At 60.2% G+C, this 13,535-nt stretch carries 14 protein-coding genes; 2 read left to right on the top strand and 12 right to left on the bottom strand.

What is annotated here, in order from left to right:
* Nucleotides 1–5: 5 nt before the first annotated feature.
* The 3 genes from AACY25_RS15690 to AACY25_RS15680 are packed head-to-tail and all read right to left on the bottom strand — an operon-like array spanning nt 6 to nt 2,660.
* The gene (locus tag AACY25_RS15690; RefSeq protein WP_090377279.1) at nt 6–554 is read right to left on the bottom strand and encodes a MotA/TolQ/ExbB proton channel family protein; all 549 of its coding nucleotides are present in this window, start codon (nt 552–554) and stop codon (nt 6–8) included.
* Nucleotides 547–1,893: a MotA/TolQ/ExbB proton channel family protein gene (locus tag AACY25_RS15685; protein WP_339525755.1), complete on the bottom strand. Its 1,347-nt coding sequence runs from the start codon at nt 1,891–1,893 to the stop codon at nt 547–549. The genes AACY25_RS15690 and AACY25_RS15685 overlap by 8 nt, the downstream gene beginning before the upstream one ends.
* Entirely contained in the window at nt 1,890–2,660 is a 771-nt protein-coding gene (locus AACY25_RS15680; protein ID WP_339525754.1) for a DUF3450 domain-containing protein, read from the bottom strand. The genes AACY25_RS15685 and AACY25_RS15680 overlap by 4 nt, the downstream gene beginning before the upstream one ends.
* A 241-nt stretch (nt 2,661–2,901) precedes the next feature.
* Here AACY25_RS15680 and AACY25_RS15675 point away from each other — a divergent pair, with 241 nt between their 5' ends.
* Nucleotides 2,902–3,588, top strand: a complete 687-nt coding sequence (locus AACY25_RS15675) for an OmpW/AlkL family protein (RefSeq protein WP_339525753.1) — start codon at nt 2,902–2,904, stop codon at nt 3,586–3,588.
* Between the two features lie 57 nt (nt 3,589–3,645).
* Here the strand turns inward: AACY25_RS15675 and AACY25_RS15670 are convergent, their stop codons facing one another.
* From AACY25_RS15670 to AACY25_RS15655, 4 genes are read right to left on the bottom strand one after another with little or no spacing between them, the layout of a single operon-like run.
* Complete coding sequence (locus AACY25_RS15670; protein ID WP_339525751.1) at nt 3,646–4,581, bottom strand: NAD-dependent epimerase/dehydratase family protein; 936 nt, start codon at nt 4,579–4,581, stop codon at nt 3,646–3,648.
* Nucleotides 4,574–5,458: a sugar nucleotide-binding protein gene (locus tag AACY25_RS15665; RefSeq protein ID WP_339525748.1), complete on the bottom strand. Its 885-nt coding sequence runs from the start codon at nt 5,456–5,458 to the stop codon at nt 4,574–4,576. Before AACY25_RS15665 ends, AACY25_RS15670 begins: the two co-directional genes overlap by 8 nt.
* 22 nt (nt 5,459–5,480) lie before the next feature.
* Entirely contained in the window at nt 5,481–5,975 is a 495-nt protein-coding gene (locus tag AACY25_RS15660) for a single-stranded DNA-binding protein (RefSeq protein ID WP_275962031.1), read from the bottom strand.
* A 17-nt stretch (nt 5,976–5,992) separates the two neighbouring features.
* Complete coding sequence (locus AACY25_RS15655) at nt 5,993–7,381, bottom strand: MFS transporter (RefSeq protein WP_339525747.1); 1,389 nt, start codon at nt 7,379–7,381, stop codon at nt 5,993–5,995.
* Between the two features lie 135 nt (nt 7,382–7,516).
* On the opposite strand from AACY25_RS15655, the gene uvrA reads away from it, so the two are divergent.
* Complete coding sequence (gene uvrA / locus AACY25_RS15650) at nt 7,517–10,351, top strand: excinuclease ABC subunit UvrA (RefSeq protein ID WP_339525745.1); 2,835 nt, start codon at nt 7,517–7,519, stop codon at nt 10,349–10,351.
* A 56-nt stretch (nt 10,352–10,407) separates the two neighbouring features.
* Here the strand turns inward: uvrA and bfr are convergent, their stop codons facing one another.
* The 5 genes from bfr to rpsK form a co-directional block, all read right to left on the bottom strand.
* A complete protein-coding gene (gene bfr, locus AACY25_RS15645) occupies nt 10,408–10,872 on the bottom strand; it encodes a bacterioferritin (protein WP_339525743.1) in 465 nt (154 codons plus the stop codon).
* A gap of 157 nt (nt 10,873–11,029) precedes the next feature.
* The gene (rplQ, locus tag AACY25_RS15640; protein ID WP_069519894.1) at nt 11,030–11,416 is read right to left on the bottom strand and encodes a 50S ribosomal protein L17; all 387 of its coding nucleotides are present in this window, start codon (nt 11,414–11,416) and stop codon (nt 11,030–11,032) included.
* A 42-nt stretch (nt 11,417–11,458) separates the two neighbouring features.
* Entirely contained in the window at nt 11,459–12,460 is a 1,002-nt protein-coding gene (locus AACY25_RS15635) for a DNA-directed RNA polymerase subunit alpha (protein ID WP_090255780.1), read from the bottom strand.
* A gap of 22 nt (nt 12,461–12,482) precedes the next feature.
* Nucleotides 12,483–13,103, bottom strand: coding sequence for a 30S ribosomal protein S4 (rpsD, locus tag AACY25_RS15630; RefSeq protein ID WP_339525741.1), 621 nt, complete (start codon nt 13,101–13,103; stop codon nt 12,483–12,485).
* Between the two features lie 17 nt (nt 13,104–13,120).
* Nucleotides 13,121–13,510 carry a 30S ribosomal protein S11 gene (gene rpsK, locus AACY25_RS15625; protein ID WP_013789773.1) on the bottom strand — a complete coding sequence of 130 codons (390 nt, stop codon included), beginning with the start codon at nt 13,508–13,510 and terminating at the stop codon, nt 13,121–13,123.
* Nucleotides 13,511–13,535: the final 25 nt, after the last annotated feature.

Raw genomic sequence — 13,535 nt, 5'->3', positions numbered from 1 at the left:
GAGTCTCAGTCGTGACGCAGCTGGTCAGCCAGCCGCTCTAGGGCCCGGCGGGCGTCGCGTTCGAGGCGCGCCAGGCTGAACAATCCACTAATCGCCAATACCATGCCGGCCATGGTCGGCAGAGTCGCCTGCCAGACCCCAGCGGCCATTCCGCGCGGGTTACCGGTGCCGTTGATGGCCAATACGTCAAACACCGCGACCATGCCACTGACCGTGCCGAGCAAGCCCAGCAGCGGGTACATCGCCACCAGGGTCTTGCTCAGGCGCAACGGCCCGAGCAGGTGTTGCTGCGCCTGGGCCAACCAGGCACTGCGCACCGCGCGCTGCCAGTTGCCAGTGTCGTCGCTCAGCACCTGCTGCCAGGCCTGGCGGCGTTCGCTGACCCACTCCGGGAACACCCGGCGCATGTACCAGAAGCGTTCGAACACCAGGGTCCAGAACACCACACACAGCCCGGCCAACGCCCACATCACCACGCCACCGGCGCTCATGAAGTCGAGCAAGGCATGGCCGCTATCCACCAGGCGCAACCACAGCGCCAGCCAATCAGTCACGACGCGGCGCCCCGGACAGGTGCAGGGCAATCAGCCCGGCGCTCTGCTGCTCAAGCAGCTGGATCAGGCCCTTGCTGCGGCTCGCCAGCAGGGTGTGCAGAAACAGCAGCGGAATCGCCACCACCAGACCCAACACGGTGGTCACCAGCGCTTGCGAGATGCCGTCAGCCATCAGTCGCGAATCACCGCCACCGCCCTGGGTAATCGCCTGGAAGGTGACGATCATGCCGGTCACGGTGCCGAGCAGACCGAGCAGCGGCGCCACGGCGCTGAGCAGCTTGAGCAGGCCCTGGCCTTTTTCCAGCGGTGGGGTTTCCTGCAGGATCGCCTCGTCGAGCTTGAGCTCCAGGGTTTCCAGATCGGACAACTGCGGTTTAGGCCCCAGTACGCCAATGATTCGACCCAGTGGATTGTCCGCACGCGGCGCACTGAGATCATGCATCTGCGCACTGACGCCACGGCCCACACGAGTCAGGTAGACCATGCGCCAGATCGCCAGCAGCAGACCGAATGCACCGAGAACCAGAATCACCCAGCCGACCAATCCACCCTGTTGTACGCGATCCCACAGACCAGGTTCGCGCTGCAACTGGGCCAGCAAGGTGCCGCGGCTTGGGTCCACCGGCAGGCTGGCGACGGCGTCACTGCTGTCCAAATAATCCGCAACCTGGCCCAGACCGGATGGCTGACGCGGCGGCGCCAGCAGCTCGCCTGCATCGGCGTCGTAACGCAGGAATGCATCCGCGTCATAGGCGGAGAACGCACCGACACGCAGCACATTCTGCGACTCACGCGTGCCGTCAGCGGCGACCACTGGCAATTGCAGCTGCTCAACCCGGCCACTGGCGGTGAGGTCTTCAAGCAGCAACATCCAGTAGCCATCGAGGTCGGCGGCCGAGGGCAGCGTACGGCTTTCGGCTAGCGCCTTAAGGCGCGCCAGGCGCTCGGGGTATTGGGCATTGAGCAGGCTGTCCTGCCACTGGCCGGCAATATCACCGGCGCTCTGCCGGACTACACCGAACAACTCGCCGAGGTGACCGGCGCGCTGGCTAAGGAGTTTTTCCTGTTCGGCCAACTCGGTTTCCTGACGGTCGAATTCGGCCTTCAGCCGTTCGGCCTCGGCTTTCTGCGTGGCCAGGGCGCTGCGCGCAGTGGCCAGCAGTTGGGCCCGCTCGCCGCGCTCGGCAATAAAGGCCTGCTCGCGACCTTGCATGGCGCTGACTTCAGCCGCACGCTCACTGCGTATACGCTGCAGCAGTTGATCCGGGCTCAGCGGTTCGGCCGCGCCAGCCAGGGCGGGCAGCAGGGCCAGGGTAAAAGCGAGAACACGACGATTCATGGCTTGGCCTCCAGCGCCAGGGTCTTAACGGGCAGGTCAAGCACGGCCGGGGCCTGCTCCTGGCGGGCAATCGCAATCGCCTGGCGCAACGGACGACGGGCACTGCCGTCGAGAACCTGCCAGCTGCGGGTTTGCGGGTTCCACCAGCCACTTTCATGGCCATCGAGGGTCTGGAAATACAGCATTACGCGGCCCAGGCGGAGAAATTCAACACTGCGCGAGGTGCCTTCATTCGGCAGCTCACCGCGCCAGGCTTCCAGGGTGCGGCCGTAGTCGCTCTCCACCTGATAGGCCTCAAGGATGCGCCGGTATTTTTCCGCCAGACTGACATCCGCGCGCGGTAGCAAATCCTGCAACTGGGCCAGGCGGTCGCTGCGCTCATCGGGCAGGAACGGCAGGTCGGCGGCGATGAATTCACCAAGCACTTCGACCATGCGGCGCATCTGCGGCGTCACCGCTTCCTGGGTGCGCTCGATACCGTCGAGCTGCTCCTGATAGCCGGCCAGCTCCTTGCGTTGCGCCGCAACCAGCTCGCGCAACTGAGTGTTATAACCTTGCAAAGCTTCAGCCTGCTGCAAGGCATTGCGATACTCGGTGAGCATCTCCCGGCTGGCGTTATCAAGCTGCTCGATGCGTGCCTGGGAGGCCTTGGCATCAGCGGCCAGTTGCTGGCTTTCATCCAGCGCGGCATCCAGTGGGGTTGCCGCGAGCGGCGCACTGGCCAGAACCAGAGCGACTGCCAGCAGGCGCTTCGGCAGAGGGATCATGGGGCATTCCTTGTTAACAGAACGTGCATAAAGAGAACTATTATCAACTGCCTTACGCATCTCAAGCAACCCACCTTACGTCAACAGTGGTCCTCAGAACGCCGCAAGCGTCGAGCCTCATGGTCCAATAAAGAAAATTTAGATAGCTAGCTACTTTATTGAGCTGGATCAACAGCCACTTATTTCGCGCCCTTAACATCGTACTCAGCCAATACGAACCGATGCTTTATGGGAGCACATCATGCGTACTTCACTGTTTACCGCCTCACTGCTGGCCCTGGCCATTGCCGCCCCCCTGGCGCACGCGCACCAGGCTGGCGACATCATCGTGCGCGCCGGTGCTATCACCGTTGACCCACAGGAAAGCAGCAGTGACATCTGGGTTGGTGCCCTGGGCACTGACGTGGCCGGCACCCAGGCGACTTTGGACAGCGATACGCAGCTGGGCCTGAACTTCGCTTATATGCTGACCAACAACATCGGCATCGAGCTGCTGGCGGCCACGCCGTTCAGCCATAACGTCGGCGTTAAAGGCATGCCCGGCGGCTTTGCCGGCCTGAACGGCAAACTCGGCGAACTCAAGCACCTGCCGCCAACCCTGAGCGTGGTGTACTACCCAATGGATTCCAACTCGGCTTTCCAGCCCTATGTGGGGGCAGGTATCAACTACACGTGGTTCTTCGATACCAAGCTGAGCAGTGCAGCGGAAGACAAAGGCTTCAGCGGCTTGGACATGAAGGACTCCTGGGGCCTAGCGGCGCAGGTAGGCATGGACTACATGCTGACTGACAACATCATGCTCAACGCCCAGGTGCGCTATATCGATATCGACACCACCGGCACCACCTCTTTTGGCGGCGAAAAGGTCAAGGTTGATGTTGACGTAGATCCGTTTGTTTACATGGTCGGTCTGGGCTACAAGTTCTAAGAGCCCAGCAATAAAAAACCGGCCTAAATGGCCGGTTTTTTGTCGTCTGGAGAAAATTCAAGACTGCGCCAGCAAGCGCCGCAAGCCTTCGCGCATCGGCGTTGCCGCCGGCAGCTGATAATGCGCCTGCAAGCGCTGGTTATCCGCCCGCGAATGACGAATATCTCCGGCCCGCGCAGCCTGGTAATTCACCGCAGGCAAGCCGCCGCAGAGCTCGCCGATCTGCGCCAGCAACTGATTCAGGCTGACCGCCTGACTCCAGCCCACATTTACCGCACCTTCCACCACCTGCGGTGCAGTCAACGCCTGGGTCAGCAGTGCCAGCAAGTCCTCGATATAAAAGAAGTCACGAGTCTGCTCACCATCACCGAACACGCTGATCGGCAAACCCTGCTGAGTACGCTGAGTGAAGATGCTAATAACACCGGAGTACGGCGAGGACGGGTCCTGCCGCGGACCGAAGATATTGAAGAAACGAAAGATCGCCGGCTCCAGACCATGTTGCCGACGATAGAAATCCAGATAGTGCTCACTGGCTAGCTTGTCTGCGGCATAGGGCGTCAGCGGCGCCTTGGGCGTGGCTTCATCAATCGCCAGACCTTCGCCATTGTTGCCATACACCGCCGCACTGGAGGCGAACAGCACGCGCTTGACGCCATGCAGGCGCATGGCCTCACAGACATTCAGGGTGCCGACAAAATTGCTTTGGTGAGTGGCCACCGGATCATCCACAGAGGCCTGTACCGAGGCCACCGCAGCCAGGTGCGCCACGGCCACACAGCCGGCAACTGCCTGCGCCACCACGACAGCATCGGCAACATCGCCCTGAATAAACTGCAACCGCGGGTTATCCAACGGCAGATTGCTCAGCTTGCCCATCGACAGGTTGTCCAGCACCCGCACGGGGTAACCCTGCGCCAGCAGCGCATCAACCAGGTGCGAGCCGATAAAGCCTGCACCGCCGGTAATCAGTACGGGACGCGAATCAGACATGGCGGTAATAACGATCCAAAAGGCTAGGCAGGCCCGAGCGCCAGGCACGCGGCTTGATGCCGAAAGTGTGAAGAATTTTCTTGCAGGAGAGCACCGCATGCTGCGGCTCTTCGGCAGCATCCGGGCGCGCACTGTGCGCCTGCGGACTGACCTCATCAACCAGGTTGCTACGGAAATTGCGCGCTTCACTGAGCACCGCCTGCCCCAGCGCCAGCGAGGTGGTCGCCTCATGCCCGCCGTAGTGATAGGTACCCCACAGTGGCGTCTGGCAATCCAGCTGTTTGAGCACGGCGAGAATTACCCGTGCGGCATCATCGACCGGAGTCGGATTGCCACGCCGGTCATCGGCCAGCAGCAGCGGTTCATCATGCGAGGCGCGGACCAGAAAGCGCCCGAGCAAGCCATTGGCGCTGTCGTCCAGCAACCAGCCGAAACGCAGCAACACATGCCGCGGGCAGATCGAGCGCACACGCTGTTCGAAGCGCCACAGCGCCTGGCCACGCACACCCAGCGGCACTGGCTCTTCCTTCTCGCTGTAGGCGGTCACCCGCGAGCCATCAAAGACTCGATAACTGGAGGGTTGCAACAAGCGAATTTGGTGATGCTGGCAGAGTTCGGCCAGGCGTTCGACGGAGCGTTCCTGAGCAGCAAAATGCGCCTCGCTGACCACTTCGGCCTGGAACCAGTCGAAGTAGTAAGCAAGGTTGATCAGGGCATCGGGACGGGTGTCGTCGAGCAACTGGGTCAGGCTGGCAGGATCCCAGCCTGATTCCGGCGGCCTTGGTGCGAGAAAACCAATGTCTTCCTCGGCGCCGAGACGGATCAGAGCCTGCCCCAGCGCATTACCGCCGCCCAGCAGCATCAGCCGCATACGCATGATCGAGCGCTAACTCAGCTGATCAGAACGGGATATCGTCATCAAAACTGTCGAAATCCGCGGCTGGCTGAGGCGCCTGCTGCGGAGCCGGACGTGGTGCCGACTGTTGTGGTTCACGCTGCGGCGCAGGGCGCTGCTGACGTGGCGCGGAGTCACCGCCACCGGCGTTGTCCGGACGACCGCCCAGCAACTGCATCGTGCCCTGCATGTCGACGATGATTTCGGTGGTGTAGCGCTTGACGCCGTCTTTTTCCCACTCGCGGGTTTGCAGCTTGCCTTCGATATACACCTGCGAACCTTTGCGCAGGTACTCGCCGGCAATCTCGGCAACCTTGCCGAACAGCGACACACGGTGCCACTCGGTTTTCTCGACCTTCTGACCGGTCTGCTTGTCGGTCCACTGCTCGCTGGTCGCCAGGCTCAGGTTGGTGACCGCGTTGCCGCTCGGCAGGTAGCGGGTTTCCGGGTCCTGTCCGCAGGTACCGACCAGAATGACTTTGTTAACCCCACGGGCCATAACGTTCTCCTAGGCTTTCAGCACGCCACCGGCGCCGGCTCTATGAGGCGCTCAAGGGACGTGCGGTCCAATTGTTGGGTATCCACTTTGATATAGATGGCCGCTTCATCGCGCACCACTACGGCATCCGCCACTCCGGGCACAGCCTGCAAGCGCTCAACCAGTCCCACCTCTTGCAAGGCCGCTGCTGAAAGCGGCAGACGCAGGCTGGTGACATACGGCGGTTCGCGCATAGTAACAGCAAAGGCCAGCCAAAAAAGAGCCAGCACTGCGCAGCCGGCAAACACGCCCGACAGGCTGTAGTGCTGATAAAGCCAGCCCCCGAGAATGCCGCCGATGGCCGCGCCGAGGAACTGGCTGGTGGAATACACCCCCATCGCCGTGCCTTTGCCGCCGGCTGGCGCGACCTTACTGATCAGCGACGGCAAAGACGCTTCCAGCAGGTTGAATGCGGTGAAGAACACCACCGTACCGAGCACCAGCGCGCGCAGGCTGGTGCCGAACCACCAGAAGAACAGCTCACACAGCAGCAGCACCGTCACCGCGCCGAGCAGCACATGCTTCATCCGGCGTTTCTTCTCGCCGTAAATAATGAACGGCACCATGCCGAAGAAGCCCACCAGCAGCGCAGTCAGATAGACCCACCAGTGCTCTTCCTTGGCCAGGTCACCCTGCTCCACCAGCGCCAACGGCAACGCGATAAAGCTGGCCATAAGAATTGCGTGCAGCACCAAAATGCCAAAATCCAGACGCAGCAAGTCGGCATGCTTGAGCGTCGGCAGCAACGCCTGCTTGTTCACTCCGGACTCGCGGTGCTGCAACGGCCCGGCAGAACTCGGCACCAGACCAGCGACGATAACGATGCCGAGCAGCGCCATGGCCGCAGTGGCGAGAAACAGACCGGACAGGCCAAAGGCACGGGTCAACAACGGACCAACCACCATTGCCACGGCAAACGACAGGCCGATGCTCATGCCGATCATGGCCATGGCCTTGGTGCGGTGCTGCTCACGAGTCAAATCGGATAGCAGCGCCATCACCGCTGCCGAAATTGCCCCCGCGCCTTGCAGAATGCGTCCGGCAATCACCCCATAAATCGAATCGGCATTGGCTGCCAGCAGGCTACCGGCGGCAAAAACCAGCAGACCGACATAGATCACCGGTCGTCGGCCGATGCGATCACTGAGCATGCCAAAGGGAATTTGCAGAAACGCCTGGGTCAAACCGTAGGCGCCTATCGCCAGACCGATCAGTGCCGGCGTGCTGCCCTGCAACTCCATGCCATAGGTAGCCAAAACCGGCAGCACCATAAACATGCCGAGCATACGGAACGCGAACACCAGCGCCAGACCACCGGCCGCGCGGGTTTCACTGCCGCTCATGCGCTCGTTGTGTGGATCGTGCATGGATAACGCTCTGGGAAAATAGGCCGCGATTCTAGCAGCACTCAAACCATGCGGCACAGCAGTGACGCTTTGCCGCGCCTACCTCCCGAGCCGTATACTCGGTGGTTTTCCGCCCGCCATGCGAGGCCGTTGTTTGTGGACAAGATTCTAATCCGGGGTGCACGCACCCATAACTTGAAAAACATCGACCTGACCCTGCCACGCGACAAGCTGATCGTGATCACCGGCCTGTCCGGTTCCGGCAAGTCGTCACTGGCCTTCGACACCCTCTATGCCGAGGGGCAGCGCCGCTATGTCGAGTCGCTGTCGGCCTACGCCCGGCAGTTTCTGTCGATGATGGAAAAGCCCGATGTCGACACCATCGAAGGCCTGTCGCCGGCGATCTCCATCGAGCAGAAATCCACGTCGCACAACCCGCGCTCCACCGTCGGCACCATCACCGAGATCTATGACTACCTGCGCCTGCTCTACGCCCGCGCCGGTATTCCGCGCTGCCCGGACCACGACCTACCGTTGGAGGCGCAGACCGTCAGCCAGATGGTTGACCAGGTGCTGGCCCTGCCCGAAGGCAGCAAGCTGATGCTGCTGGCCCCGGTAATTCGCGAACGCAAAGGCGAGCACCTGGCGATCTTCGATGAGCTGCGCGCCCAGGGCTTTGTGCGTGTGCGGGTCAATGGCAAGATTTACGAGCTGGACGAACTGCCCAAGCTGGATAAGCAGAAGAAGCACAGCATTGATGCCGTAGTCGACCGTTTCAAGGCACGCGGCGATCTCCAGCAGCGCCTGGCCGAATCGTTCGAAACCGCACTGAAGCTGGCCGACGGTCTGGCCCTGATCGCACCGATGGAGGGTGAAGAAGGCGAAGAAATTATCTTCTCCGCGCGCTTCGCCTGCCCGGTGTGCGGCCACTCGATCAGCGAGCTTGAGCCCAAGCTGTTCTCCTTCAACAACCCGGCCGGCGCCTGCCCCACCTGCGACGGCCTGGGCGTAAAACAGTTCTTCGACACCAAGCGTCTGGTCAATGGCGAGCTGACCCTGGCAGAAGGCGCAATCCGCGGCTGGGATAGGCGCAACGTCTATTACTTCCAGATGCTCGGCTCCCTCGCCGCGCATTACGGTTTCAGCCTGGAGGTGCCGTTCGATGACCTCAGCGCCGAACACCAGAAATGCATTCTGTTCGGTAGCGGCACACAGAACGTCGACTTCAAGTATCTGAATGACCGTGGCGACATCGTCAAGCGCTCGCACCCCTTCGAAGGCATAGTGCCTAACCTCGAGCGACGTTACCGCGAGACCGAATCCGCCAGCGTGCGCGAGGAACTGGCCAAGTTCCTCAGCACCCAGGCTTGCCAGGATTGCCGCGGCACCCGCCTGCGCCGTGAGGCACGGCACGTATGGGTCGGCGAGAAAACCCTGCCAGCGGTCAGCGGCATGCCAATTGGCGACGCCACCGAGTATTTCGGCAGCCTGGCCCTGCCCGGTCGGCGCGGCGAAATCGCCGAGAAGATCCTCAAAGAGATCCGCGAGCGCCTGCAGTTTCTGGTCAACGTCGGCCTCGACTACCTGACCCTCGACCGCAGCGCCGACACCCTGTCCGGCGGTGAGGCGCAACGTATTCGTCTGGCCAGCCAGATCGGTGCCGGCCTGGTGGGCGTGATGTATATCCTCGACGAACCCTCTATCGGCCTGCACCAGCGTGACAACGAGCGCCTGCTCGGCACCCTGCGCCACCTGCGTGATATCGGCAACACGGTGATCGTGGTCGAGCACGACGAAGACGCCATCCGCATGGCCGACTACGTGGTCGATATCGGCCCGGGTGCAGGTGTGCACGGCGGGCAGATCGTCGCCCAGGGCACCGCCGCCGAAGTCATGGCTCACCCAGACTCACTGACTGGCAAATACCTCTCTGGTCGCGTGAAGATCAAAGTACCGGCCAAGCGTACGCCACGAGATAAGAAGCTTTCGCTGAAGATCAAAGGCGCGCGCGGCAACAACCTGCGCAATGTCGACCTAGAAATCCCGATTGGCCTGCTCACCTGCGTCACCGGGGTGTCTGGCTCTGGCAAATCGACGCTGATCAACAACACCCTATTCCCACTCAGCGCCACTGCGCTGAACGGCGCCACAACCCTGGAGGCCGCCGCCCACGACAGCATCGACGGGCTGCAGCATCTGGATAAGGTGGTGGATATCGACCAGAGCCCGATTGGTCGCACGCCTCGCTCCAATCCAGCGACCTACACCGGGCTGTTCACCCCGATCCGTGAGCTGTTCGCCGGCGTTCCGGAATCGCGCTCACGCGGCTACGGCCCGGGGCGCTTTAGCTTCAACGTCAAGGGCGGACGCTGCGAAGCCTGCCAGGGCGACGGTCTGATCAAGGTGGAAATGCACTTTCTGCCCGACATCTACGTGCCCTGCGACGTATGCAAGAGCAAGCGGTACAACCGTGAGACCCTGGAGATCAAATACAAGGGCAAGAGCATTACCGAAGTGCTCGACATGACCATCGAGGAGGCGCGGGTATTCTTCGATGCCGTGCCGGCGCTGGCGCGCAAGCTACAGACGCTGATGGACGTTGGCCTGTCCTATATCAAACTGGGCCAGAGCGCGACCACCCTGTCCGGCGGTGAGGCTCAGCGAGTCAAACTGTCGCGCGAGCTGAGCAAACGCGACACAGGCAAAACTCTGTATATCCTTGATGAGCCGACCACCGGCCTGCACTTCGCCGATATTCAGCAACTGCTTGATGTATTGCACCGCCTACGCGACCACGGCAACACTGTGGTGGTGATCGAGCACAATCTGGACGTAATCAAGACCGCCGACTGGCTGGTGGATCTCGGCCCGGAAGGCGGCTCCAAGGGTGGCCAGATCATTGCCGTCGGCACGCCCGAAGAAGTCGCCGAGATGCCGCAGTCGCATACCGGCTACTTCCTCAAGCCGCTGCTGGAACGTGATCGCGACTAAGCTCGCGCCCAAGAAAAAGCCCCGCACATGCGGGGCTTTTTCTTGGCTGCAGAATCTTACATCTGCGTCTGCAGGTAGTTCTGCAAACCAATTCGGTCGATCAGACCCAGCTGAACTTCCAGCCAATAGGCGTGATCCTCTTCGGTGTCCTTGAGTTGCACCAGCAGAATGTCGCGAGTCTGGTAATCCTGATGCTGCTCGCACAGGGCGATGCCTTTGCTCAAGGCCCCGCGCACGTGATATTCCAGCGCCAGGTCGAGCTTGAGCATCTCCGGCACCGTCTGACCAAAGCGGAAGCTGTCGGGAACCATATCCGGCGTGCCTTCCAAAAATAGAATGCGCTTGAGGATGGCATCAGCGTGCTGAGTCTCCTCTTCCATTTCATGGTTGATCCGCTCGTACAGCTTGCTGAAACCCCAATCCTCATACAGCCGCGAATGCACAAAGTACTGATCACGAGCTGCCAGCTCGCCCTTGAGCAGCACCTTCAGGTAATCGATGACTTCTATATGGCCTTTCATGGATATTTTCCTAGCACGCGGATGGGCTAATGCTGGCCGCCCACAGGCGGCGGGTCAAGCACACCGCACATAGCGACGTATGACAAACGTCATTGCAGGGCTTATTCCAGCCATAAAAAAACCGGGCCAAGGCCCGGTTTCTTATACAACCTACGACTTACTCAGCGTCTACAGCTGCACCAGCGACCGGACGGTCAACCAGCTCAACATAAGCCATTGGAGCATTGTCGCCAGTGCGGAAGCCGCACTTGAGGATGCGCAGGTAACCGCCCTGACGGGTGGCGTAGCGCTTGCCCAGGTCGTTGAACAGCTTGCCGACGATGGCTTTCGAACGAGTACGATCGAAGGCCAGACGACGGTTAGCAACGCTGTCTTCTTTAGCCAGAGTAATCAGCGGCTCGGCAACGCGACGCAGCTCTTTGGCTTTCGGCAGAGTAGTTTTGATCAGCTCATGCTCGAACAGCGATACCGCCATGTTCTGGAACATGGCCTTGCGGTGTGCGCTGGTGCGGCTGAGGTGACGGCCACTTTTACGATGACGCATGGTTCAATTCCTTACCAAACTCACGTTCGGTGATGATGACGATCAGGCAGTCGCCTTATCGTCTTTCTTCAGACTTGCCGGCGGCCAGTTGTCGAGGCGCATACCGAGGGACAGACCGCGAGAAGCCAGAACATCCTTGATTTCAGTCAGGGATTTCTTGCCCAGGTTCGGCGTTTTCAACAGTTCTACTTCGGTGCGCTGAATCAGATCGCCGATGTAGTAAATGTTCTCTGCCTTGAGGCAGTTAGCCGAACGTACAGTCAGTTCCAGGTCATCAACCGGACGGAGAAGGATCGGATCGATCTCATCTTCCTGTTCGATAACAACAGGCTCGCTGTCACCTTTGAGGTCGACGAACGCAGCCAACTGCTGTTGCAGAATGGTTGCAGCGCGGCGGATAGCCTCTTCAGGGTCCAGAGTACCGTTGGTCTCCAGGTCAATAACCAGTTTGTCCAGGTTAGTACGCTGCTCAACACGAGCGTTTTCCACCACGTACGACACACGACGTACTGGGCTGAACGAAGCATCCAGCTGCAAGCGACCAATGCTGCGGCTTTCATCTTCATCGCTCTGACGCGCGTCAGCCGGCTCATAGCCGCGACCACGAGCTATGGTGAGCTTCATGTTCAGCGCGCCAGTGGAAGCCAGGTTGGCGATTACGTGGTCGCCATTGACGATTTCGACATCGTGATCCAGCTGAATATCGGCAGCGGTAACTACACCCGAGCCCTTCTTCGCCAGAGTCAGTGTCACTTCGTCACGACCGTGCAGCTTGACAGCCAGACCTTTCAGGTTGAGCAGGATTTCAATGACGTCTTCCTGAACACCTTCGATGGCGCTGTACTCATGGAGTACGCCATCAATCTCGGCCTCGACTACTGCACAGCCAGGCATGGAGGACAACAGGATGCGGCGCAGCGCGTTGCCCAGGGTATGGCCAAAGCCACGCTCGAGAGGCTCGAGAGTGATCTTGGCGCGGGTCGAACTGACCACCTGCACATCAATGTGACGGGGGGTCAGGAACTCATTTACCGAAATCTGCATGGATGCACCTATTTTCTAGCCCTTACTTGGAGTAGAGCTCGACAATCAGGCTTTCGTTGATGTCGGCGGAGAGGTCACTGCGAGCCGGGACGTTTTTGAACACGCCAGACTTCTTCTCAGTGTCTACTTCTACCCATTCAACGCGGCCACGCTGGGCACACAGCTCGAGAGCTTGAACAATGCGCAGCTGATTCTTCGACTTCTCGCGGACTGCAACCACGTCACCAGCACGAACCTGGTAGGACGGTACGTTGACAGTTTTACCGTTTACGCTGATCGCCTTGTGCGATACCAGCTGACGGGATTCAGCGCGGGTAGCGCCGTAGCCCATGCGATAAACCACGTTATCCAGACGGCACTCAAGCAATTGCAGCAGGTTCTCACCAGTAGCACCTTTCTTGCCGGCTGCTTCTTTGTAATAACCGCTGAATTGACGCTCAAGTACGCCATAGATACGACGAACTTTTTGCTTCTCACGCAGCTGGGTGCCGTAGTCAGACTGACGGCCACGGCGCTGACCGTGAATACCTGGGGCTGCTTCGATGTTGCACTTCGATTCCAGGGCGCGAACGCCGCTTTTCAGGAAAAGATCAGTGCCTTCACGACGAGACAGTTTGCATTTGGGACCAATGTAACGAGCCATTTCTCACTGTCTCCTGATTACACGCGACGCTTCTTCGAAGGACGGCACCCGTTATGCGGGATTGGCGTCACATCGGTGATGCTGGCGATCTTATAGCCACAGCCGTTCAATGCACGGACAGCGGACTCACGACCCGGACCTGGCCCCTTGACGTTAACGTCGAGGTTCTTCAGACCGTATTCCAGCGCAGCTTGACCAGCACGTTCTGCAGCCACCTGGGCGGCGAACGGGGTGCTTTTACGCGAGCCGCGGAAACCCGAACCACCAGAGGTAGCCCAGGACAGGGCGTTGCCCTGACGGTCAGTAATGGTCACGATTGTGTTGTTGAAAGAAGCGTGGATGTGGGCGATGCCATCAACCACCGTCTTTTTGACTTTCTTACGAGTACGAGCAGCAGGTTTTGCCATGACTAGATTCCTGTCGATGCGCGAA

The organism is Pseudomonas sp. EA_35y_Pfl2_R111 (assembly GCF_963970955.1).
In the GTDB taxonomy this organism is placed as follows: domain Bacteria; phylum Pseudomonadota; class Gammaproteobacteria; order Pseudomonadales; family Pseudomonadaceae; genus Aquipseudomonas.
This window is presented reverse-complemented; position numbering and strand designations above follow the sequence as displayed.